Raw genomic sequence first — 22,483 nt, 5'->3', positions numbered from 1 at the left:
AGAAAAAGAAAAAACAAAACGAGAAACAAAACAACCCCCCCCCCAACCCCCCCCCCCCCCCCCCCCCCCCCCCCCCCCCCCCCCCCCCCCACTCCCGCTCACACTGTCAACAGCGGTGGACCATCACCTGAGCGGCGTCGGCCACGTCCATCTCCTCGATGAAGAAGATGTCATCCTGCTCCTGCGAGGCAACCTGAATTGCGGACTCAGCAACGTTCTCGTTCACTGTCGCTCCTCATGTGCAGCGGAACTGAATTGCTCTGACGTCAGGAAGCTTCACCATTCCGATAGGCGCTTGTCAAGCGTCTCTCATCCTGATTTATTTTTCACCGCAAAGCGTGCCCAATAGCTGTAACACGGACATTTCTTCCTCTTGTGTTCGAGGACCTGGCCAGGCAGGATCCGTGAAACGCGTGAACGCCTTTGACGCCGTGCTGCGGGGGGATTGATGCGGGGGGATTGAAGGGCCACCGGGGAGGGGTAGTGGACCCTTTGGGCGGACCACCTAAAACCGGAGCGTTAAATTCCGCGCCGCGCGCAGCGCATCTTCCAAAGCGAGAGAACGAAGCTCAGAATCATGGGATTCCTTGAATTCAACAGTGTCCGCTGCAATCTCGCCGACGGACGAACACTGTTCGAAGACGTCAGCTTCTCCGTGGGGGCAGGGGAGGTCGCGGCGCTGATCGGCCACAACGGCGCGGGGAAGAGCACCCTGGTCAACGTGGCGGGGAAGCGGCTCAAGCCGCGGGCCGGCACCGTCCACGTGCAGGGCGGCCTGGCGATGATGCCGCAGTTCATCGGTTCGGTGCGTGACGAGTCCACCGTGCGCGATCTGCTGCTGGCCGCCGCCCCCGAGCGGATCGCCACGGCCGCGGCGGACATCGACGCCCTCGAACTCGAGCTGATGGAACGCGACGACGAGGCCACGCAGATGCGGTACGCCGAGGCGCTCAGCACCTGGGGCGAGGCCGGCGGCTACGAGATCGAAGTGCTGTGGGACGTGGTGACCACCGCGGCGCTCGGCATGCCCTTCGACCGCGCCCGCTTCCGCGACGTCAACACCCTCTCCGGCGGCGAGCAGAAGCGCCTCGTGCTGGAGGCGCTGCTGCGCGGGCGCGAGCAGGTGCTCATCCTCGACGAGCCGGACAACTACCTCGACGTCCCGGGCAAGCGGTGGCTGGAAGAGCAGCTGCGCACCACCGACAAGGCCGTCCTGCTGGTCAGCCACGACCGTGCCCTGCTGGGCAACGTCGCCACGAAGGTCGTCGCTCTCGAAGGCCGCGGCACCTGGGTGCACGGCGGCTCCTTCACCGGCTGGAAGGAAGCCCGCCAGGCGCGGCGCGAACGGCTGGCCGAGCTGCACCGCCGGTGGGACGAGGAGCACGTACGGCTCAAGGACCTGGTGCACACCCTCGGCGAACAGGCGAAGATCAGCGCCGCCATGGCGCCCCGCTACCGCGCCGCCCAGACCCGGCTGCGCAAGTACGAGGAAGCAGGCCGGCCGCCCGAGCTGCCCCGGGAGCAGCGCGTGGTCCCCCGTCTGACGGGAGGCCGTACCGGAACCCGCGTCATCACCTGTGAGCAGCTGGAACTGACCGGGCTCATGAAGCCGTTCGACCTGGAGATCTACCTGGGAGACCGGGTCGCGGTGCTGGGGTCGAACGGCTCCGGCAAGAGCCACCTGCTGAAGCTGCTGGCCGGCCTCGACGTGGACCACGCGGGCTCCTGGCGGCTGGGCGCCCGGGTCGTACCCGGCTTCTTCACCCAGACCCACCAGCACCCGGAGTGGGTGGGCAAGACGCTCGTGGAGATCATGGGCCGCGGTGAAGGCATCCGCGAGGGCCTGGACCGCGGGGCCGCCGCGGGCATGCTCTCGCGGTACGAACTGGCGGCCGCGGCGGACCAGCGCTTCGAAACGCTCTCCGGAGGACAGCAGGCCCGGTTCCAGATCCTGCTCCTGGAACTCGGCGGCGCGACGCTGCTCCTGCTCGACGAACCGACGGACAACCTCGACCTGGTCTCGGCCGAGGCGCTGCAGCAGGCCATCGAGGAGTTCAACGGCACGGTCGTCGTGGTCACCCACGACCGCTGGCTCGCGAGCTCCTTCAACCGCTACCTCCTCTTCCGCTCCGACGGCGAGGTGGTGCAGACGCAGGAACCGGTGTGGGACGAGAACCGGGTGACCAGGGCCCGCTGATCCCTTGGCGTGGCCCCTACCGACCGAAGGAGAGGCAAGATGCAGGACTCGGCGCAGAGCGCTTCCGTCATGGACCACATGAGCAGGGACGCCGCGATCGCCTTCCACGGCAAGACGATCGACATGCTGACCGCGGCCCCCGTGGCGGAAGCACTCGGCCGGCTGCGGCCAGGAAGCGACGCTCCGGCCACCAGCCTGCCCCTGATGCCTGCGGACATGACACACCCCCTCGTCTCCGAGCTGGCCGCCTTGCCGACCTGGGCCACGGAGCACTGGCTGCTCACCCCTGATGACAACGTGAAGCCGTGCGACGCCGAGGAGTTCGCCGAGGCCGCCCCCGAGCGGCGCTTCTCGCGCAGCGGCTGTCTGCGCGACATCCCCCGGTCCGCCCTGGGCATCCGCGCCTTCATCTCCGCGCTCAAGAGCACCGACGTGGCCGACGCGTTCTCGGAGGCCTTCGGCGAGCGGGTGTCCTTCCGCTCGGCCGACATCGCCAAGTACGAGGCCGGCCACTATCTGCGCCGCCACTCCGACACCTTCGACGACCGGCGCTTCGGCCTCGTCTTCTTCCTCTCCCCCGGGTGGGCCGCGGGCGACGGCGGTGAACTCGTGGTGGAGGCCCCCAGCGGAGCCGCCCTGGCCACCCAGCCCGAGCAGGGACGCGTGGCGCTCCTGCGGATCAACCCCGGATACCACCACAGCGTGTGCGGGATCCGCTCGCAGTCCTGGGTGCGCTACTCCATCGCCGTACACTTCGGCACGGCCAAGTAGCGGCCGCTCACGCACGACGGCCCGCCCCAACGAGCCTCCGGCGGCCGGTTGTTGATCCCCGCACGGCTCTGGCCGCCACCGGCAGGGCCGTGCGGTGACGTCCGCACCGCTCTCATCAGATCTACCGGCGTGCCGCCAGGAGTCCAGACGTGCTCAAAGACAGCAGTTTCAGAAACCTGTGGACCGCCCAGACGGTGTCCCTGTTCGGTACCCAGGCCAGCGTGGTCATCATCCCGCTGCTCGCCCTGGGAACCCTCGACGCCTCCGCGTTCGAGATGGGCCTGCTCGGCAGCGCCGAGTCGCTGGCCGTGCTGCTCCTGGGGCTGTGGGTGGGAATGACCGCCGACCGCTACCCGCGCAGGTCGGTCATGGTGACGGCGAACATCCTGCGCCTGCTGCTGATCGGGATGATCCCGGTGGCCTACGCGCTGGACCTGCTGAGCATCCCCCTGCTCTTCACGACCGTCTTCCTGGTCGGCGCCCTCACCCTCCTGTACGACTCCGCGCTGTCCTCGCACATGGTGCTGACGTTCGACCGCCGCCAACTCCCCAAGATCAACTCGTATATGGAGGGCAGTACCGCGGTCAGCGAGGTCGCGGGACCGGGCCTGGGAGGGCTCCTGGTCCAGGCGCTGGGCGCGCCCATGGCCCTGGTCGCCGATGTCTGCAGCTACGTCGCGAGCACGGTGCTGCTGCTCGGGTCCGGAGGCGGCACGAAGAAGGGCGAGGAGAAAACAGGGCTCGAGGACGCCGAGCAGGAGAACGCGGAGCAGGAGTCGGAACAGGAGTCGGTCAAGGGCGCCCTGACCGGCTTCACCTGGGCCTTCTCCCACCCCGTACTGCGACCGGTGATCGTCTCCGCGGCGCACTTCAACTTCTTCACGGCGATGTTCTTCGCCGTCTACACCTTCTACGTGGTCAAGGAGTTGGGCTTCAGCCCCCTCCTCGTCGGCCTCGCGAGCGCGGCCGGCGGGCTCGGCGGTGTGCTGTCCGCGACAGCCGCTTCCTCGTTCATGAGCAGGGTGCGGACCCGGCTGCTCTACGTCCTGTCCCTGGTCGTACCCACCGTGGGCGCCTTCCTCGTCCCCGGCTCCGAACTGCTGGACTCCTCCCTGCTGCGGTTCCTGGCCGTGGCCGCGGGGATGTTCCTGTGGAGCTTCGCCATCGTCGTGAACCTGGTCATGAGCGAGACGATCAAGCAGATGGTGACGCCTACGCACATGATCGGCCAGGTCACCTCCGCGATGCGCTTCACGACGCTGGGCTTCGAACCCGTCGGCGCGATCGTGGGCGGCACCGTCTCCCAGTTCCTCAGCCCCACCACGGCCCTGGTCATCGCCTCCTGCGGCCTCGCGACCTCCATCGCCTGGGTCGTCTTCAACCGTCACCTCGGCACGTACGACGTGAACGAGGCCGAACCCGTGAGCACCGCCTGACCCGATGCTCCGACCGGCACGAGAAAGACCCCCCTGCCTGCGTTTCCGCAGGTCAGAGGGGTCTGATCAAGTGGAGCCTAGGGGAGTCGAACCCCTGACATCTGCCATGCAAAGACAGCGCTCTACCAACTGAGCTAAGGCCCCGGAAGGGGACATCCACCCGGACGAAGCATGTCCCGGCGGGCGTCGGAGACCAGAGTACCGGGTCACCCCCGTGATTCCGCAAAAGGATTGGGGGTCCCCGTCGCCGACCACTCTCCGTAAGATGCTCGGCGTGGTTCGCTACCGCGAACCGCCGTACATGGGGAAGCGATGGGGAGACGCAATGGACGCCGCACAGCAGGAAGCCACCGCAAGAGCGCGGGAACTGCAGCGGAACTGGTACGGGGAGCCGTTGGGGGCGCTCTTCCGTAGGCTCATCGACGATCTTGGTCTCAACCAGGCTCGTCTCGCGGGGGTTCTGGGGCTGTCCGCACCGATGCTGTCGCAGCTGATGAGCGGGCAGCGGGCGAAGATCGGCAACCCGGCCGTCGTGCAGCGCGTGCAACTGCTGCAGGACCTGGCCGGGCAGGTCGCGGACGGCAGCGTGAGCGCGGCCGAGGCCACTGAGCGCATGGAGGAGATCAAGAAGTCACAGGGGGGTTCGGTGCTGAGCAACACCACGCAGACGACGACCAGTTCGGGAGCGCCCACGGTCAAGCGCGTGGTCCGGGAGATCCAGTCGCTGCTGCGCTCGGTCGCGGCGGCGGGCGACATCATCGAGGCCGCGGAGACCCTCGCCCCGACCCACCCGGAACTGGCAGAGTTCCTCCGGGTGTACGGCGCCGGACGCACCTCGGACGCGGTCGCGCACTACCAGTCCCACCAGAGCTGATCACACCGCCCGGTCGCCGAAGGGGGTTCGGCAGCCGACGCGGGGTGATCTGACGGGGGACACCGATCGGCGTGACGGGGGACAACGCACGGCACGGGCGGGCACGAGGGGGCGTGTCACGCACGGGGGACCGATCGGAGCGAGCGGGTTCTCCCGCTCGACGGGGGAGTCGTCTCGCTCGTCGGGGAGTCGTAGCGCCCGGCGAGGGGGAAGCAAGGGGGGAAACCGCAGGGGGAGGAGCGACGTACAGCCATGGGTGAGGTCTTCGCCGGCCGGTACGAACTGGTCGACCCGATCGGGCGCGGAGGGGTCGGTGCCGTCTGGCGCGCCTGGGATCACCGCCGCCGCCGCTACGTGGCCGCCAAGGTCCTGCTCCAGAGCGACGCGCACTCGCTGCTGCGCTTCGTGCGCGAACAGGCCCTGCGGATCGACCATCCTCATGTGCTCGCCCCCTCCAGCTGGGCGGCCGACGACGACAAGGTCCTGTTCACCATGGACCTGGTCGCCGGTGGTTCCCTGGTCCACCTCGTCGGGGACTACGGTCCCCTCCCGCCGGCCTTCGTCTGCACCCTGCTCGACCAGCTGCTGGCGGGGCTTGCCGCGGTGCACGCGGAGGACGTCGTGCACCGTGACGTCAAACCCGCCAACGTGCTGCTGGAGGCCACCGGCACCGGCCGGCCTCGGCTGCGGCTGTCCGACTTCGGCATCGCGATGCGGCTGGGCGAGCCCCGCCTGACGGAGACCAACCTCGTCGTGGGAACGCCCGGCTATCTCGCGCCCGAGCAGCTGATGGGCGCCGAACCCGACTTCCCCGCCGACCTGTTCGCCGTGGGACTGGTCGCGCTGTATCTGCTGGAGGGGGCCAAGCCGGACAGCAAGGCGCTCATCCAGTACTTCGCCGAGCACGGGACGCCCGGTGCACCCAAGGGCATTCCGGAGCCGCTGTGGCAGGTGGTGGCCACGCTGCTGCAGCCGGACCCGCAGGCGCGGTTCCGTACGGCCACGGGGGCGCGCAAGGCGCTCGCAGCCGCCGCGGAGCTCCTCCCGGAGCCCGGCCCGGACGACGAGCTGATCGAGATCTTCGACCAACTCAGCCCGCTCCCCCCGGGGTTCGCCCCCGAGGGCCCGCTGGAGAGAGCGCGGGGGCTGGGCCGCAGGGAAGAGCCGACCGGCTCGGGGCCGGACGAGGCACCGCCAGGCGACAACGGCGATGCCTGGTCGCCCCCGGCCCCCCAAGCCGTACAACCCGACCCGCGTCAGGAAACCGACCCGTCAGCCACCCCGTCGTCACCCGCTCAGCCCCGGCCGGCCTCCATGTCGGACACCGGCAGCTTCCACCTGCCGCCCCCGCAGGCCACCGGCACCTCCTCCCCCGCGCCCGACGGCCGGCCCCACGACGCACAGGCGCACGCCCCGTACCAGCCGGAGACCCCCGTCTCCCCCTACGACACCACCCACCGGCTGCACACCTCCCAGCCGCTCCCACCGGCGTACCCCAGCCGCAAGGGCTACGCCGGTCAGCCCCTGCCCCCCGCGGCACACCACCGCACCGACACCTCCACGGCCTCGTACACCGCCCAGACCCCGCACCAGGCCCCGCAGGCCCCACCGCCCGCCCGGGCCGCTTCACGGCATCGCGCGGAACGGCCGCGCCGCCGCCCCGGCCCCCCGGCCAAGGTGGCGGTCCCGCTCCTGCTGCTCGCCCTGGCCTGCTACGCCGTCGGCTTCTGGGCCCTGACCCGCATCTGAGCCCGCATCCGAGCCCGCGCGGGCATGAGTGCCAGTGCCAACCCCAGCGCTATACGGCGCTCCTCCGCCGCGCCACCACGGTCCACACCCCGAGCCCCACCAGCAGCGCGCTCCCGGTGCCGATGCCGCCCACGGCGACCGCCCTCATCGCGGTGTCGTCGCCCCCGGCCACGCCCTCCGCCGCCGCCTCACGCTCCTGGTCCGAGACCTCGAAGACGCCCGCGGGCTCGGACTCCCCCACGTACTCGGGCCCGCTCTTCGCCGCTCCGCTCACCCGGACGCGCAGCGTCATCGCGAACGGCCCGTCCCCGAAGCTGTCGGCCACGCTCTCCGCGAGATGCGCGACGAGGTAGTAGGAGCCGGCGAAGCGCATGGCGCCGACCTGGCCGATGGCGGCATTGCGGTTGGCGTGGTCGACCGGCGGCAGGGGAGGCAGGCTGCCGGACTTCTGGTCGCCGTCGTAGCCGACACTCACGTCGGCGACGTGACCGCGGGCGGGGTTGTAGAGCGCCAGGTCAAGGGCGCCGGTCGTGTAGCCGGTGCCGCCGGAGTCCGTGCTGCCCAGTTCGGCGGTGGCGTGCAACTGCCGGCCCCAGTCGACGGGCACCTCGTAGAAGACCGTCTGTCCGGGCCGGATGTAGTCCCGCCAGACGCCCTGGTCGAGGGGCGTCGCCCCGGCGAACCCCGCACCGCCCCGACGACGCTCTGCCTTCCCCTGGAGCGGCTGGGGCGTGGCGGAGTTCCACACCTCGGGCGCGCTGGTCGCCCCGGTCTTCGCCATCCGCGGCTCCGTCATGGCGAGGAGTTCCAGGTCCCAGGCGTCCGGCGAGGAGCCCTCGCCCTTCGGGTCGACCCGCTCGACGGACACGTAGTAGGTGCCGGCCTTCCGGCACAGGGGCTTGGTGGGCGAGACCTCCCGCATGCCCCAGGCCGCGATCGGGTGCGGACTACGGGCGGCGCCGAAGCTCGCGGTGTCCACGGAGCAGGAATTGCCCTCGGCGTCCTGCATGGACACCCGCAGCCCGTCGATGACGGAGACGGTGCTGTCGGGGGAGGGGGCCGCGGTGACGGACACGTACGCGTTCGATGCGGCGTCGAGTTCGATGCTGTAGTTGACCTTGCCGCTGCTCGGGAGCGAGCTCTTGTAGGCGGTGCCGGGCTTCAGGACCACGGCGTCCGCGGTGCTCCTCGCGCCCTCGACGCTCCGGGCACCGTCGGCGAAGGCGTACGGGCTCGGCGTCACAGCCGTACCGGAGGCCCCGGCGGCGGCCAGGGCGGCCTGGCCCGGCACCACGGCAGCCGTCGCGCCCAGCACCACCCCCACGACCCCCATGCGCACCGCCACCGACGGACGACGGCCGCGCCCCGCGCCCGCACGCCCCCACGCCGTACGACACCGTCCCCTCACGCGCCACCCCTCACGTCACCGGACCTCAGAACCACGCATCCGCGAGCCGTGGCCCATCCTGCCCGTACGGCCGGTCCCAGGACACACAAAACCCCGACCGCGAGGCGGCCGGGGTGTGCTCGGTTTGGATGTCGTGACTCACGAACCCGTGGGCACGGAGTCAGTCGCCTCCGTCCACAGATCCTGCTCGGCGCGATCCGCCTGGATCTGGCGGTACACGAGGAGCCCGCCGATGGCGGCCAGTGCGACCAGGAGAAGCTTCTTCACCGCGCGACCTCGTCTTTCGTTGACGTAGGGGACCTCTGGCGCCCGACTATACACACCGACCGATACCGATCGGTGACCTGAGTCGGACCTCAACTCCCGCCCGGGCAACCGGGATAGAAGCGGAGTTCACCGCTCCGATCGGAGGGTGATCACACCCCGACAGACGGTTACTTTGGACGCCTTCCTCCTCTCTCCTCACATTTTCGCCCCCCTTGCCGCCATCCGAGTGGTGTTCATCGGAACATCGCCGCGCCACGGGCGTCGGTCCACCACTTCTCGACCCCCATACACATCATGAGGAAAGTACGCAAATCGCCCGACCCGAAAGTGAGGGGCCATGGCCCGGAACAAGGTCATGAAGCTGTGGACCGCCATCGTCACCGCCTTCCTGGCACTGTGCACGACGCTCGGATTCGTCACCAGGACCACCGCACCGGCGGTACTCCAGACCGAGCCGGAGCGCAACAGCGAGCGCATCCCGCACCAGCGAACGGCATCGGCGACGTCTCCCGCGTCCTTGACGAAAGCCCTGCCCCCCACGATGAAACAGCGCATCCGGGCCGAGGCCCACGGCAAGACCCCCCGCTGCCGCCACCGCCCGCTCGCGGACACCGACGCGGAATCGGAACCCACGGCGGACTATCTCGCTCCCCTGCAGCGCTGAACCCCGGACCCATCCCAACGGCGACCCTGCGTACAGGCCCGGCAGCTCGACAGAGCCGCCGGGCTTCCTCATGTCCCGCCCGCCCCCTGGTAACGCAGAAAACCCCCAACCGCTACCGGTTGGGGGTTCATCATGCTGGTGGGGCTAACAGGATTTGAACCTGTGGCCTCATCCTTATCAGGGATGCGCTCTAACCAACTGAGCTATAGCCCCGCCGCGCTGTGCGGGGGTGTGTCCCGCGCGCTGACTCCTGAAGATTAGCGCACGACATGGGCAGTCCCAAAATCGGTTGTCGGGACAACGACAAACCATGTCAAAGGGGTCGTGTCACTCGTCCTCGGCGAGCGTCAGCTCCACACCGCCGACGAAGCCCGCGGACAGGTTGTAGATGAACGCGCCGAGGGTCGCGAGGGCCGTCGCCAGGACGACGTCGATGACCGCGATGACCGACGTGAACATCAGGACGTTGGGCAGCGACAGGAAAGCCTGCAGGTCGAAGCCGTTGGACTCGTTCGAGCCGGTCGCCTCCGAGATCGTGCCGCCGACCGTCGAGAAGACGCCCATCGCGTCCATCACCATCCACAGCACGGCGGACGCGACGATCGTGCAGATGCCCAGCGCGATGGAGAGCAGGAAGCTGACCTTCATCACCGACCAGGGGTCGGCCTTCGACACCCGCAGCCGCGCCTTGCGGACGCGGGGCACGGTGCGGGCCGCTCCCGTGCGGGGGCGCCGTGCGGCACCGGCGGAAGCACCGGCGCCGGCACCGGCCGCCGCCTGCTGCTGCGCCGGATAGGCCTGCGGCGGGTGGTACGGCCCGGCCTGCTGCTGTGCCTGCCGTTCTCCCGGCAACGGGGAGGCCGTGTACGAGGTGCCCTGCTCCCGCGCGGCCTCCTTGGGCTGCGGTTGTGGCTGGGCGCCGGATGCGGCCGGGCCCGCTCCAGCGCTGTGCTGCTGGGTCTGCGGACCTCGGGTGTCCGTCACAGTTCCCCCCTGGGATCCATGCGTGTCAGGCGAGGGCGAGTCGTCCTCGGCGGCCGGCTTGACCGCCTTCAGGTTGGTCGTGTGCGGGTCCGCCGCACGCGCGGCGGAGCCACGGCCGCCGTCGTCCGTGTCCGTACCCGTCGGGGTACCGCTCGGTCCGGCGCCCGTGGCTCCGCTCACGCTGACTCACTCCTCGTGCTACTCAGACGAGGGCGCCTCACCCTCGTCCGTGCCGGTGGTCGCGGCGCCTTCGGCGGTCTCGTCGACGACGATGTCGCCGTCGACCTCTTCCGCCTCGCGTCCCGCCTCGGCGTTGCGAGCGATGCCGACCACGGCATCGCGCTTGCCCAGATTGATCAGTTGGACGCCCATGGTGTCACGGCCGGTTTCCCTGATCTCGTTGACTCGCGTACGAATCACACCGCCCGACAGCGTGATGGCGAGGATCTCGTCGGTCTCCTCGACCACCAGCGCGCCGACGAGGGAGCCACGGTCCTCGACGATCTTGGCGGCCTTGATGCCGAGGCCGCCGCGACCCTGGACGCGGTACTCGTCGACGTTGGTCCGCTTCGCGTACCCGCCGTCTGTGGCAGTGAACACGAACGTACCGGGTCGAACAACATTCATCGAGAGCAGCTCGTCGCTCTCGCGGAAGCTCATGCCCTTGACACCCGAGGTGGCACGGCCCATGGGGCGCAGGGTTTCGTCCGACGCGGTGAACCTGATCGATTGGGCCTTCTTGCTGATCAGAAGCAGATCGTCGTCCGACGAGACCAGCTGGGCTCCGATCAGTTCATCGTCCGAACCGTCCTCCTGCTCACGGAGGTTGATGGCGATCACACCGCCGGAACGGGGCGAATCGTAATCCTTCAGAGGCGTCTTCTTCACCAGCCCGGCCTTGGTGGCGAGAACGAGGTAGGGAACCGCCTCGTAGTCGCGGATCGCCAGGATCTGGGCGATCGCCTCGTCCGGCTGGAAGGCGAGCAGGTTCGCGACGTGCTGGCCCCGCGCCTCCCGGCCGGCGTCGGGCAGCTCGTAGCCCTTGACGCGGTAGACGCGGCCCTTGTTGGTGAAGAACAGCAGCCAGTGGTGCGTGGTGGACACGAAGAACTGGTCGACGATGTCGTCTTCCTTGAGCTTCGTGCCGCGCACGCCCTTGCCGCCGCGCTTCTGGGCCCGGTAGTCGTCGGTCTTGGTGCGCTTGATGTAGCCGCCCCGGGTGACCGTGACGACGATGTCCTCCTCGGCGATCAGGTCCTCGATGGACATGTCGCCCTCGTAGGGGATCAGCTTCGTCTGGCGGTCGTCGCCGAACTTGTCGACGATCGCGGCCAGCTCCTCGCTGACGATCTCGCGCTGGCGGACCGGGCTGGCGAGGATCTGGTTGTACTCGTTGATCTTCGCCTGGAGCTCGTCGTGCTCCTGGACGATCTTCTGGCGCTCCAGGGCGGCGAGCCGGCGCAGCTGCATCTCGAGGATGGCGTTGGCCTGGATCTCGTCGATCTCCAGGAGGTCCATCAGGCCGTGGCGCGCGATCTCGACGGTGTCACTGCGCCGGATCAGCGCGATGACCTCGTCGATGGCGTCCAGGGCCTTCAGCAGACCGCGCAGGATGTGCGCCCGCTCCTCGGCCTTGCGCAGCCGGAAGCGCGTACGGCGGACGATGACCTCGATCTGGTGCGTCACCCAGTGGCGGATGAACGCGTCGAGCGAGAGCGTGCGCGGCACGCCGTCCACCAGCGCCAGCATGTTGGCGCCGAAGTTCGTCTGCAGGTCGGTGTGCTTGTACAGGTTGTTCAGGACGACCTTGGCGACCGCGTCCCGCTTCAGCACGATGACCAGGCGCTGGCCCGTGCGCGAGGACGTCTCGTCTCGGACGTCGGCGATGCCGCCGATCTTGCCGTCCTTCACCAGGTCGGCGATCTTCTGGGCGAGGTTGTCCGGGTTCACCTGGTACGGCAGCTCCGTCACCACCAGGCACTGGCGGTTCTGGATCTCCTCGACCTCGATGACCGCGCGCATGGTGATGGAGCCGCGGCCGGTGCGGTACGCCTCCTCGATGCCCTTGCGGCCGACGACGAGCGCGCCGGTCGGGAAGTCGGGGCCCTTGATGCGCTCCAGCAGCGCGTCGAGGAGGTCCTCGTGCGAGGCCTCGGGGTTCTCCAGGTACCACTGGGCGCCGGCCGCGACCTCGCGGAGGTTGTGCGGCGGGATGTTGGTCGCCATGCCGACCGCGATACCGGCCGAGCCGTTGATCAGCAGGTTCGGGAAGCGGGCCGGCAGGACGGTCGGCTCCTGGGAGCGGCCGTCGTAGTTGTCCGTGAAGTCGACGGTCTCCTCGTCGATGTCACGGACCATCTCCATAGACAGCGGCGCCATCTTGCACTCGGTGTACCGCATGGCCGCGGCCGGGTCGTTGCCCGGAGAGCCGAAGTTGCCGTTGGAGTCCACGAGCGGCATGCGCATCGACCAGGACTGCGCGAGGCGGACCAGCGCGTCGTAGATCGAGGAGTCACCGTGCGGGTGGTAGTTGCCCATGACGTCGCCGACGACGCGGGCGCACTTGTAGAAGCCGCGCTCGGGGCGGTAGCCGCCGTCGTACATGGCGTACAGCACACGGCGGTGGACGGGCTTGAGGCCGTCGCGGACATCCGGAAGCGCACGCGAGACGATGACGGACATCGCGTAGTCGAGATACGAGCGCTGCATCTCCGTCTCGAGCCCGACCGGCTCGACGCGCATGGCCAAGGCGTCACCCTCGGGCGTCGTCACGGGAGTGTTCTCGTCGGTCATTGCTGGTGAAGGTCCTTCCTGGTGCGGTCAGCTGAGACCGACTCAGATGTCGAGGAAGCGGACGTCCTTGGCGTTGCGCTGGATGAACGCGCGGCGGGCCTCGACGTCCTCACCCATGAGGACCGAGAACAGGTCGTCGGCCTGGGCGGCGTCGTCGAGGGTGACCTGGCCGAGGACGCGGTGCTCCTGGTCCATGGTCGTGATGCGCAGCTCCTCGGCGTTCATCTCGCCGAGACCCTTGAAGCGCTGCACCGAGTCGTCCTTGATGCGCTTGCCGGCGTTGCGGCCCATCTCGATGAGGGCGTCGCGCTCCCGGTCGGAGTACGCGTACTCGAAGTCGTCCTTGCCCCACTTGATCTTGTAGAGCGGCGGACGGGAGAGGTACACGTGCCCGGCCTCGACCAGCGGCCGCATGAAGCGGAACAGGAAGGTCAGCAGCAGGGTGTTGATGTGCTGGCCGTCGACGTCGGCGTCCGCCATCAGGATGATCTTGTGATAGCGCAGCTTCTCGATGTCGAAGTCCTCGTGGACCCCGGTGCCGAACGCGGAGATCAGCGCCTGGATCTCCTGGTTCTGCAGGATCTTGTCGATCCGCGCCTTCTCGACGTTGAGGATCTTGCCGCGGATCGGGAGGATCGCCTGGTACTCGGGGTTCCGGCCGGACTTGGCCGAGCCGCCGGCGGAGTCACCCTCGACGATGAAGATCTCGCACTTGGTGGGGTCGTTCGACTGGCAGTCGCTCAGCTTGCCCGGGAGCGAGGCCGTCTCCAGCAGGCCCTTGCGGCGCGTCAGGTCACGCGCCTTACGGGCCGCCACGCGCGCGGTGGCCGCCTGGATGCCCTTGCGGATGATGTCCGAGGCCTCGTTGGGGTTGCGGTCCAGCCAGTCGGCCAGGTGCTCGTAGACGACGCGCTGGACGAAGGTCTTGACCTCGGTGTTGCCCAGCTTGGTCTTCGTCTGACCCTCGAACTGGGGCTCGCTCAGCTTGACCGAGATGATCGCGGTCAGACCCTCGCGGATGTCGTCACCGGTGAGGTTGTCGTCCTTCTCGCGCAGCAGCCGCTTGTCGCGCGCGTACTTGTTGATCAGCGAGGTCAGCGCGGACCGGAAGCCCTCTTCGTGCGTACCGCCCTCGTGCGTGTGGATGATGTTGGCGAAGGAGTACACGCCCTCGGTGTAGCCGCCGTTCCACTGCATGGCGACCTCGAGGGACAGGTGCTTGTCCTTGTCCTCGGCCTCCAGGTCGATCACGGTGGGGTGCACCGCTTCGCCCTTGCGGGAGTTGAGGTACGTCACGAAGTCGACGATGCCGCCCTCGTAGTGGTACGAGACGGCCTTGACCTCGTGCTTCTCGTCCTCACCGGCCTCGTCCGCACCGGCCGTGGCCTTCGCCGACTCGCGCTCGTCGGCGAGGTTGATCCGCAGACCCTTGTTGAGGAACGCCATCTCCTGGAATCGCCGCGACAGCGTCTCGAAGGAGTAGTTCGTGGTCTCGAAGATGTCCGGGTCGGCCCAGAAGGTGACCGTGGTGCCGTGCTCGTCCGTGGCCTCGTGCTGGGCGAGCGGGGCCGTCGGGACGCCCAACTTGTAGTCCTGGGTCCAGCGGTAGCCGTCGGTCTTGATCTCGACGGACACCTTGGTGGACAGGGCGTTCACGACGGAGACACCCACGCCGTGCAGACCACCGGAGACCGCGTAGCCGCCGCCGCCGAACTTGCCGCCCGCGTGCAGCACCGTCAGCACGACCTCGACGGCCGGCTTGCCCTCGGAGGGGACGATGCCGACCGGGATGCCACGGCCGTTGTCCACGACCCGTACGCCGCCGTCGGCGAGGATCGTCACGTCGATCGTGTCCGCGTGCCCGGCCAGCGCCTCGTCGACGGAGTTGTCGACGACCTCCTGCACCAGGTGGTGAAGTCCACGCTCACCGGTCGAGCCGATGTACATGCCGGGCCGCTTGCGGACCGCGTCCAGACCCTCGAGGACGGTGATGGCACTGGCGTCGTACGAGGCGGTGACCTCGCCGTTGGAGGTGATCGCCTCGCTGGTCACGCCTTCGTCGGTGGACGGGATGTTCTCGTTGGGGTTGCCGGAATCGGCCACGAAGCGCCCTTTCTGGCACAGCACTAGCCAGGCTCTGGGGGTCCCCCCTCCGGGGGAGGGTTGCCGGAGCGGCTGCGGCATGTTGCGTTGGTAAGCCTTGATCAGCGTTGCTCAGCTTGTCCCGGACGGTCCCCAGCGAGTGGGGCGGGATTGCTTCCAGTCTACCGGTAGCACCGACACTGATGGGGGTTTGCCGGTACCTGAGTCCGCATGTGCCGCCCTCGACGGGTCTTCCCCGACTCCCGATATGCGGATGGGGGCTCCAAGAGGCTCACGGAGGCACTCAGCGCTTCCGGCCGTCAACCCTTGGCTACTTCGGAGTCAGGTCGCTGTTCGCAACCGTGTGCGGTGGCAGAAAAGGGTGCCCGGAACGGCTCCGACCGGGCCGCCCCGGCCCGGTCAGACGTGACGTAAGTCACCTGTAGGTATCACCAGGTCCACTGCTGCCCGGGGCACGCAGGGGGCCGTAGCGGCGGGTGGGGGCGCTGGGGCCCAGCACCTTGATCTGCCGGACGGTGCCGTGGCCCAGGTCCTCGTTGAGGCGTGCGACCAGGGTCGGGGCGAGCAACCGCAGGTTCGTCGCCCAGGCCGTCGAGTCACAGCGCACGACCAGGACGTGCTCGTCCTCGTCGTACTTCTCCGGCACACAGTGGTTGGCCACGTCCTCGCCGACGATCTGCGGCCAGCGGCCCATCACACCGCCCACCGCGGCCGGGGCCTCCCAGCCACGCTCGGTGATCAGCCGGTTGATCGCCGAGCCGAGCGCCATCGGATCGCGGCCGTCGGCGCGCGCGCCGGAGCGCAGCCCGCCGCGCCGCGCCTGCCTCTTCTGCTGAGCCGCGTCCCCACGCGCGCGTGCGGCTTCCTTCGCCGCGCGGAGCGCCACGCGCGCGAGGTCGACGCCGGAGGGCTCAGGGGCAGAGGGCTTGGCGGACGGGGACTTGGGGTCGTTCCCGGGTGTGTTCTCCGTCATACGCGCTCCACCGCCCCCTCGGACACGGCGAACCGCGTCCCGGACAGCACATGCGGTACGTCGTCCTCGACCGCGGCCGTCACCAGGACCTGCTCACCGGGCGCCACCAGCTCGGCCAGACGCTCACGGCGGCGGGTGTCCAGCTCGGCGAAGACGTCGTCCAGCACCAGCACCGGCTCATTGCCCTCGGCACGCAGCAGGTCGTACGAGGCCAGGCGCAGGGCCAGCGCGTAGGACCAGGACTCGCCGTGCGAGGCGTAGCCCTTGGCAGGCAGCTGGCCGAGCTTGAGCTGCAGGTCGTCCCGGTGCGGGCCGACCAGGGTGACGCCCCGCTCGATCTCCTGCTTACGGGCCTCGGCGAGCGCCGCCATCAGCTGTTCGAAGAGGCCCTCGCGGGTGTGCGCCTCGCCCGGCGCGGACGGCTTGTACTCCAGGGCGATGGGGCCGCCACCTGGGGCGAGCTGCTCGTACGCCTTGTCCGCGAGCGGCTGGACGGCGGCGATCAGATCCAGGCGCTGGGCGAGCAGCTCGGCGCCCGCACGCGCGAGGTGCTGGTCCCAGATGTCGAGCGTGGACATGTCCACGCTGCGGCCGCCGTGCCGGCGGGCCAGCGCGGCCGACTTCAGGAGGGTGTTGCGCTGCTTGAGGACCCGGTCGTAATCGGAGCGCACCCCGGCCATGCGCGGGGAACGGGCGGTGATCAGCTCGTCGAGGAACCGGCGCCGCTCACCGGGATCGCCCTTGACCAGGGCGAGATCCTCGGGCGCGAAGAGGACCGTCCGTATGATCCCCAGCACGTCACGCGGCTTGACCTGCGAGGACCGGTTGATACGGGCACGGTTGGCGCGCCCCGGGTTCAGCTCCAGCTCGACCAGCTGCTGCCGGTCGCCCTGCCGGACCTGGGCCCGGATGATGGCGCGCTCGGCGCCCATGCGGACCAGGGGAGCGTCGGAGGAGACCCGGTGGCTGCCGAGGGTGGCGAGATAGCCGACGGCCTCGACGAGGTTGGTCTTGCCCTGCCCGTTCGGCCCGACGAAGGCCGTCACCCCCGGGTCGAGCGGGACCTCGACCCGGGGATAGGAGCGGAAGTCGGCCAGCGACAGATGCGTGACGTGCATGGTCGTTTCGCCGACCTCCCAGGCGCTCGGGTATTGCTTACTTCTTCTCGACCGCGTGGCCGCCGAACTGGTTCCGCAGCGCCGCGATCATCTTCATCTGAGGCGAGTCCTCCTGGCGGGAGGCGAACCGCGCGAACAGCGACGCGGTGATCGCCGGCAGCGGCACCGCGTGGTCGATGGCGGCCTCCACAGTCCAGCGTCCCTCGCCGGAGTCCTGCGCATAACCCCGGAGCCCGTCCAGGTGCTCGTCCTCGTCGAGCGCGTTGACCGCGAGGTCCAGCAGCCAGGAGCGGATGACCGTGCCCTCCTGCCAGGAGCGGAAGACGTCCCGGACGTCGGTCACGGAGTCGACCTTCTCCAGGAGCTCCCAGCCCTCGGCGTAGGCCTGCATCATGGCGTACTCGATGCCGTTGTGGACCATCTTCGCGAAGTGGCCCGCGCCGACCTTGCCCGCGTGCACCGCGCCGAATTCGCCCTCCGGCTTGAGAGCGTCGAAGACCGGCTGCACCTTGGCGACGTCCTCCTTGTCGCCGCCGTACATCAGCGCGTAGCCGTTCTCCAGGCCCCAGACGCCGCCGGAGACACCGCAGTCGACGAAGCCGATGCCCTTGGCCGCCAGCTCCCCGGCGTGCTTCTCATCGTCGGTCCAGCGGGAGTTGCCGCCGTCCACGACGACGTCACCGGGCTCCAGCAGCTCGGCGAGCTCGTCGATCGTGGACTGCGTGGCCTCGCCCGCCGGGACCATCACCCAGACCACTCGGGGGCCGCTGAGCTTGCCCACAAGCTCCTGCAGGCTGTGGACATCGGCGAGATCCGGGTTGCGGTCGTATCCGAGGACGGTGTGGCCTGCGCGGCGGATCCGCTCGCGCATGTTGCCGCCCATCTTGCCGAGGCCGACGAGACCGAGCTCCATCAGTTGTTTTCCTTAGGTTCTGCGACGTGGCGTGGCGGCACATCCGTACCGCGCGGCACTTTCGTACCCACGTCCGAGCCTAAACCCGGACGCTCGCGCACATCTGTGGGCATACGCGCTCAGTCGTAGGCCCTCACCTGCGGCTTTGCCCCCAGCCTGTGGACAACTCCCGCCGCTCAGCCGCTCAGCCGCACCGGCATGATCAGGTACTTGTAGGCGTCGTCCGCCTCGGCGTCCAGCGCCGGCTTGCCGCTGAGCAGCGCGGGCTTCGTGGACGTCGTGAAGGACAGCTGGGCGACCGGGGAGTCGATCGCGCTCAGGCCGTCCAGCAGGAACGTCGGGTTGAAGGCGATCGACACGTCGTCGCCCTCCAGCTGGGCGTCGACCCGCTCCACAGCCTGTGCGTCGTCGCTGGAACCGGCCTCCAGGATCAGCACGCCCTGCTCGAAGCTGAGCCGCACCGGGGTGTTGCGCTCGGCGACCAGGGCCACACGCTTGACGGCCTCCACGAAGGGGGCGGTCTCGATCACGGCGACGCTGTTGAACTCGGTCGGGAACAGCGAGCGGTACTTCGGGAGGTCGCCCTCCAGCAGACGGGTCGTCGTACGGCGGCCGGCGCCCTCGAAGCCGATCAGGCCCTCGCCCGAGCCCGAGCCGGACAGTGCCAGGATCACCTGGTCGCCGCTGGTCAGGGCCTTGGCGGTGTCCAGGAGCGTCTTGGCGGGCACCAGGGCGACCGCGGAGGCCTCCGGGTTCTCCGGCTTCCACAGGAACTCGCGGACCGCGAAGCGGTAGCGGTCGGTGGACGCCAGCGTGACGGTGTCGCCCTCGATCTCGATGCGCACACCCGTCAGGACGGGCAGCGTGTCGTCACGGCCGGCCGCGATGGCCACCTGGGCGGCCGCGGAGGCGAAGACCTCGCCGGGGACCGTGCCCGTCGCGTTCGGCATCTGCGGCAGGGCCGGGTACTCCTCCACAGGCAGGGTGTGGAGTGTGAACCGTGAGGAGCCGCAGACCACGGTCGCCCGTACACCGTCTGTGGAGATCTCCACCGGCCGGTTGGGGAGCGCGCGGCAGATGTCCGCGAGCAGACGGCCCGAGACCAGGACCGTGCCCTCCTCGTCGACCTCCGTCTCCACCGACACCCGCGCGGAGACCTCGTAGTCGAAGCTGGACAGGCTCAGCTGGCCTTCCTCGGCCTTCAGCAGCAGTCCGGCGAGGACCGGCGCCGGCGGCCGGGCCGGGAGGCTGCGCGCTGCCCAGGCCACTGCCTCCGCGAGTACGTCGCGTTCCACCCGGATCTTCACTGTTGCCGCCTCCTGCTGTTGCCGGCGCTTCTCGCTCTGCCTGGCCCTCGTCGTCTGTCTCGGTGTCGACGGTCCCTGGGATGGGGAGGACACCGGGGACCAGTCTGACGCACCGCACTGACAGTAGGTGCCTCTCGGGGTCAAGTCGTGATGAGGGGCAGCCGGACGCCGAAGAGCGAGTTGTGCACAGGACCCACTTCGAAACGAATTCCCAGCTCTCTCTAGTTGGGAGTAGTAGTAGGGGCTGTGGATACCGTGGATAACCGCGTTTTCCCAGCTCAGAGCAGGAATTTTGTCCACCGGGCCTGTGGGTGAAGGCGGTGGACAACCTGGTGTCTCTGTGGAGAACGGAAAGTTCTGCACACCCCGTGCACAGGGAGGGGCGAGTTCTCCCCAGCGTCGTCCCCAGCTTTACCCACCTTTCCCACAGCCCAACCCGGCAGCTTTGTGTGACGCCTTTCACTCGACCTGGTGAGGAGGCGCGTCGTGTTGCCGAACAGTGGACAGCGATGTGGAGAAGCCGGTGATCGCTGGGGACAACTAGCCCCAGCCTGTGGGTTGTCGGTGGAAAACTTGATGCACAGCCTGTGGATCTCTCCGCTGTCCACAGGCTGTGGAGATCCTTCGTCCACGAATCCACATGCGGGTGACCTGGCCTGATGGCCCCTCGACAGGAGCCCCTGTGGACACAGTCTGGACAACTTCCCAGTCCCCAGGATGTGGACGGGAAAAAATCACCGAATCTGTGGAGGGTGGCCGTAACCCGGCAGGTAATCGAACAGCCCGGGACCGCGACATGACGAAGGGCGCCCCCGGAAACCTCCTCCGGGAGCGCCCTCGGCGGTCTGCCGCTCGGTATGTCAGCCGTTCTTGATGCGGTTGGTCAGCTCGGTGACCTGGTTGTAGATGGAGCGGCGCTCGGCCATCAGATTGCGGATCTTGCGGTCCGCGTGCATGACCGTCGTGTGGTCGCGGCCGCCGAACAGCGCGCCGATCTTCGGCAGCGACAGGTCCGTCAGCTCACGGCACAGGTACATGGCGATCTGCCGGGCGGTGACGAGGGCGCGGCCTCGGGACGTGCCGCACAGGTCCTCGACGGTCAGCCCGAAGTAGTCCGCCGTCGCGCTCATGATGGCCGTCGAGGTGATCTCGGGGGCCGAGTCCTCGCCGCCGGGGATGAGGTCCTTGAGGACGATCTCCGTCAGCCCCAGATCCACGGGCTGCCGGTTGAGCGAGGCGAAGGCCGTGACCCGGATCAGGGCGCCCTCCAGCTCGCGGATGTTGCGCGAGATCCGGGACGCGATGAACTCCAGCACCTCCGGCGGCGCGTTCAGCTGCTCCTGCACCGCCTTCTTGCGGAGGATCGCGATACGCGTCTCCAGCTCGGGCGGCTGGACGTCGGTGATCAGGCCCCACTCGAAACGGTTCCGCAGCCGGTCCTCCAGCGTGACCAGCTGCTTCGGCGGCCGGTCGCTGGACAGCACGATCTGCTTGTTGGCGTTGTGGAGCGTGTTGAAGGTGTGGAAGAACTCCTCCTGCGTCGACTCCTTGTCCGCCAGGAACTGGATGTCGTCGACGAGCAGGATGTCCATCTCGCGGTACCGCTTGCGGAAGCTGTCGCCCTTGCCGTCGCGGATGGAGTTGATGAACTCGTTGGTGAACTCCTCCGAGCTCACGTACCGCACCCGCGTGCCCGGGTAGAGGCTGCGGGCGTAGTGCCCGATGGCGTGCAGCAGGTGCGTCTTGCCGAGCCCGGACTCCCCGTAGATGAACAACGGGTTGTACGCCTTCGCCGGCGCCTCGGCGACAGCGACCGCGGCGGCGTGCGCGAAGCGGTTGGAGGCGCCGATGACGAACGTGTCGAAGAGGTACTTGGGATTCAGGCGCGCGGTGGGCTCACCGGGGCCGGTCGCCGGCGCGGGCTGCGCGGCCAGCGGGCCGGGCGCACCGGTCGTCGGCAGGTTCGGGCCGACGGGGCCGCCGCGGTGCACGTGTCCCGAGCCGACCGGCGGCTCGGGCAGCTCCCGGCGGACCGCGTCGCGCTGGTCGTACTCGGGGCGTGAGGTGTCGTAGTCGGGGCGCGGCGGCTCGTAGGAGGGGCGCTCCATGGACTGCGGGCGGTAGTCCTGGGCGGACGAGCCGTACGAGTCTTGTGATCCGTGGGATCCGTGGGAGCCACGGGATCCGTGAGAGCCGTAGGAGTCCTGTGATCCGTGGGATCCGTATGAGTCCTGGGACCCCCGGGATTTATAGGAGTCCTGCGCGCTGTACGAGTCCTGACCGCCGCCGTACTGATCTTGGTTGCCGTACTGGTCCTGGCCGCCATATTGGTCCTGCGAGCCGTAGGAGTCCTGTCCCGGTGACGCGTACGGGTCACGCTCGGGGAAGCCGAGGCGCTGCTGCTGCCAGCCGTACTCGTCCTGCGTGGGCCGCGGCCAGGCGCCGGGCTCGGGGCGCTGGTACTCGGACGGGTACGCGGGACGCGGGGAGGGCAGTTGATCTGCGCGCGTAGGCGGATGCTGATCGCCGGGCGTCCCCGGCATCGGGTCGGCGCGGTGGCGGCCGTACCCCTCGTATCCGTCGCGGTCCTGGCGCGCGGCGGGGAGTTCGGGCTCCTCGTAGCGCGGCTGCTGGGGGCGGGCCGGGGGCGCCGGCGAGGCCGGGGGCTCGCCCGCGGAGTCGTCGACGGTGATCGCGATCCGGATCGGGCGGCCGCACTCGCGGCTCAGTGTCTCGCTGACGATCGGCGCGAGACGGCCCTCGAGTACGCCCTTCGCGAATTCGTTCGGTACGGCGAGCAGGGCGGTGTCCGCGACCAGTGCGAGCGGCTGGCAGCGCCGGATCCAGTGCTCGTCCTTCGTCTCGACCCCTTGACCGCGACCCTCCCCGAGGAGTTGCTCCAATACGCGTGGCCACACTGCGGCAA

The 22,483-nt window shown here is 69.0% G+C and carries 16 protein-coding genes and 2 tRNA genes; 6 read left to right on the top strand and 12 right to left on the bottom strand.

The window, feature by feature from the left end; translation table 11 throughout:
• Positions 1 to 577 precede the first annotated feature (577 nt).
• From ACZ58V_RS24000 to ACZ58V_RS23990, 3 genes are all read left to right on the top strand, one after another.
• On the top strand, positions 578 to 2,197 hold the full coding sequence (locus ACZ58V_RS24000) for an ABC-F family ATP-binding cassette domain-containing protein (protein WP_468197055.1): 1,620 nt from the start codon (positions 578 to 580) through the stop codon (positions 2,195 to 2,197).
• A gap of 39 nt (positions 2,198 to 2,236) precedes the next feature.
• Complete coding sequence (locus tag ACZ58V_RS23995) at positions 2,237 to 2,968, top strand: 2OG-Fe(II) oxygenase (RefSeq protein ID WP_471292108.1); 732 nt, start codon at positions 2,237 to 2,239, stop codon at positions 2,966 to 2,968.
• A gap of 149 nt (positions 2,969 to 3,117) precedes the next feature.
• Positions 3,118 to 4,404 (top strand): MFS transporter, encoded by a 1,287-nt coding sequence (locus ACZ58V_RS23990; RefSeq protein ID WP_468197050.1) that lies wholly within the window; start codon positions 3,118 to 3,120, stop codon positions 4,402 to 4,404.
• Between the two features lie 71 nt (positions 4,405 to 4,475).
• On the opposite strand, the gene ACZ58V_RS23985 is transcribed toward ACZ58V_RS23990, so the two are convergent.
• Positions 4,476 to 4,548 (bottom strand) — tRNA-Ala (locus tag ACZ58V_RS23985).
• A gap of 181 nt (positions 4,549 to 4,729) precedes the next feature.
• Between ACZ58V_RS23985 and ACZ58V_RS23980 the strand changes: the two genes are divergently transcribed.
• Positions 4,730 to 5,278 (top strand): helix-turn-helix domain-containing protein, encoded by a 549-nt coding sequence (locus tag ACZ58V_RS23980; protein WP_189727172.1) that lies wholly within the window; start codon positions 4,730 to 4,732, stop codon positions 5,276 to 5,278.
• A 252-nt stretch (positions 5,279 to 5,530) separates the two neighbouring features.
• The gene (locus ACZ58V_RS23975; RefSeq protein ID WP_471292106.1) at positions 5,531 to 7,027 is read left to right on the top strand and encodes a serine/threonine-protein kinase; all 1,497 of its coding nucleotides are present in this window, start codon (positions 5,531 to 5,533) and stop codon (positions 7,025 to 7,027) included.
• A 49-nt stretch (positions 7,028 to 7,076) separates the two neighbouring features.
• Here the strand turns inward: ACZ58V_RS23975 and ACZ58V_RS23970 are convergent, their stop codons facing one another.
• Together ACZ58V_RS23970 and ACZ58V_RS23965 are read right to left on the bottom strand one after the other, a co-directional pair.
• Complete coding sequence (locus ACZ58V_RS23970; RefSeq protein WP_471292103.1) at positions 7,077 to 8,360, bottom strand: hypothetical protein; 1,284 nt, start codon at positions 8,358 to 8,360, stop codon at positions 7,077 to 7,079.
• Between the two features lie 213 nt (positions 8,361 to 8,573).
• A complete protein-coding gene (locus ACZ58V_RS23965; protein ID WP_003999697.1) occupies positions 8,574 to 8,702 on the bottom strand; it encodes a DLW-39 family protein in 129 nt (42 codons plus the stop codon).
• Between the two features lie 337 nt (positions 8,703 to 9,039).
• On the opposite strand from ACZ58V_RS23965, the gene ACZ58V_RS23960 reads away from it, so the two are divergent.
• A complete protein-coding gene (locus tag ACZ58V_RS23960) occupies positions 9,040 to 9,366 on the top strand; it encodes a DUF6344 domain-containing protein (RefSeq protein WP_471292101.1) in 327 nt (108 codons plus the stop codon).
• Positions 9,367 to 9,502: 136 nt separating this feature from the next.
• On the opposite strand, the gene ACZ58V_RS23955 is transcribed toward ACZ58V_RS23960, so the two are convergent.
• The 9 genes from ACZ58V_RS23955 to dnaA all read right to left on the bottom strand — a co-directional run bounded on the left by ACZ58V_RS23955 (position 9,503) and on the right by dnaA (position 22,475).
• A tRNA-Ile gene (locus tag ACZ58V_RS23955) sits at positions 9,503 to 9,579 on the bottom strand.
• Positions 9,580 to 9,693: 114 nt separating this feature from the next.
• On the bottom strand, positions 9,694 to 10,530 hold the full coding sequence (locus ACZ58V_RS23950) for a DUF3566 domain-containing protein (RefSeq protein WP_468197040.1): 837 nt from the start codon (positions 10,528 to 10,530) through the stop codon (positions 9,694 to 9,696).
• Between the two features lie 18 nt (positions 10,531 to 10,548).
• The gene (gyrA, locus tag ACZ58V_RS23945) at positions 10,549 to 13,143 is read right to left on the bottom strand and encodes a DNA gyrase subunit A (protein ID WP_471292099.1); all 2,595 of its coding nucleotides are present in this window, start codon (positions 13,141 to 13,143) and stop codon (positions 10,549 to 10,551) included.
• Between the two features lie 42 nt (positions 13,144 to 13,185).
• Positions 13,186 to 15,246: a DNA topoisomerase (ATP-hydrolyzing) subunit B gene (gene gyrB / locus ACZ58V_RS23940; protein WP_468197035.1), complete on the bottom strand. Its 2,061-nt coding sequence runs from the start codon at positions 15,244 to 15,246 to the stop codon at positions 13,186 to 13,188.
• 415 nt (positions 15,247 to 15,661) lie between these two features.
• Positions 15,662 to 16,219 (bottom strand): DciA family protein, encoded by a 558-nt coding sequence (locus tag ACZ58V_RS23935; protein WP_468197034.1) that lies wholly within the window; start codon positions 16,217 to 16,219, stop codon positions 15,662 to 15,664.
• The gene (gene recF, locus ACZ58V_RS23930; protein ID WP_468197031.1) at positions 16,216 to 17,337 is read right to left on the bottom strand and encodes a DNA replication/repair protein RecF; all 1,122 of its coding nucleotides are present in this window, start codon (positions 17,335 to 17,337) and stop codon (positions 16,216 to 16,218) included. Before recF ends, ACZ58V_RS23935 begins: the two co-directional genes overlap by 4 nt.
• 37 nt (positions 17,338 to 17,374) lie before the next feature.
• Entirely contained in the window at positions 17,375 to 18,250 is an 876-nt protein-coding gene (gene gnd, locus ACZ58V_RS23925; protein WP_468197029.1) for a phosphogluconate dehydrogenase (NAD(+)-dependent, decarboxylating), read from the bottom strand.
• Positions 18,251 to 18,426: 176 nt separating this feature from the next.
• Entirely contained in the window at positions 18,427 to 19,557 is a 1,131-nt protein-coding gene (gene dnaN, locus ACZ58V_RS23920) for a DNA polymerase III subunit beta (RefSeq protein WP_382492188.1), read from the bottom strand.
• An 860-nt stretch (positions 19,558 to 20,417) separates the two neighbouring features.
• Entirely contained in the window at positions 20,418 to 22,475 is a 2,058-nt protein-coding gene (dnaA, locus tag ACZ58V_RS23915) for a chromosomal replication initiator protein DnaA (RefSeq protein WP_471292687.1), read from the bottom strand.
• Between the last annotated feature and the right edge of the window lie 8 nt (positions 22,476 to 22,483).

It is taken from the genome of Streptomyces sp. NPDC040589 (genome assembly GCF_055594445.1).
Note: the sequence above shows the minus strand (reverse complement) of the source record. Positions and strands in the feature narration are given on the sequence as shown.

Bases quoted from the DNA above. Each gene is read 5' to 3' on its own strand.
- ACZ58V_RS23980 (WP_189727172.1), top strand. From the start codon at position 4,730: ATGGACGCCGCACAGCAGGAAGCCACCGCAAGAGCGCGGGAACTGCAG.
- ACZ58V_RS24000 (WP_468197055.1), top strand. From the start codon at position 578: ATGGGATTCCTTGAATTCAACAGTGTCCGCTGCAATCTCGCCGACGGA.
- gyrA (WP_471292099.1), bottom strand. From the start codon at position 13,143: ATGACCGACGAGAACACTCCCGTGACGACGCCCGAGGGTGACGCCTTG.
- ACZ58V_RS23970 (WP_471292103.1), bottom strand. From the start codon at position 8,360: ATGGGGGTCGTGGGGGTGGTGCTGGGCGCGACGGCTGCCGTGGTGCCG.
- recF (WP_468197031.1), bottom strand. From the start codon at position 17,337: ATGCACGTCACGCATCTGTCGCTGGCCGACTTCCGCTCCTATCCCCGG.
- ACZ58V_RS23995 (WP_471292108.1), top strand. From the start codon at position 2,237: ATGCAGGACTCGGCGCAGAGCGCTTCCGTCATGGACCACATGAGCAGG.
- ACZ58V_RS23975 (WP_471292106.1), top strand. From the start codon at position 5,531: ATGGGTGAGGTCTTCGCCGGCCGGTACGAACTGGTCGACCCGATCGGG.
- ACZ58V_RS23935 (WP_468197034.1), bottom strand. From the start codon at position 16,219: ATGACGGAGAACACACCCGGGAACGACCCCAAGTCCCCGTCCGCCAAG.
- gnd (WP_468197029.1), bottom strand. From the start codon at position 18,250: ATGGAGCTCGGTCTCGTCGGCCTCGGCAAGATGGGCGGCAACATGCGC.
- ACZ58V_RS23960 (WP_471292101.1), top strand. From the start codon at position 9,040: ATGGCCCGGAACAAGGTCATGAAGCTGTGGACCGCCATCGTCACCGCC.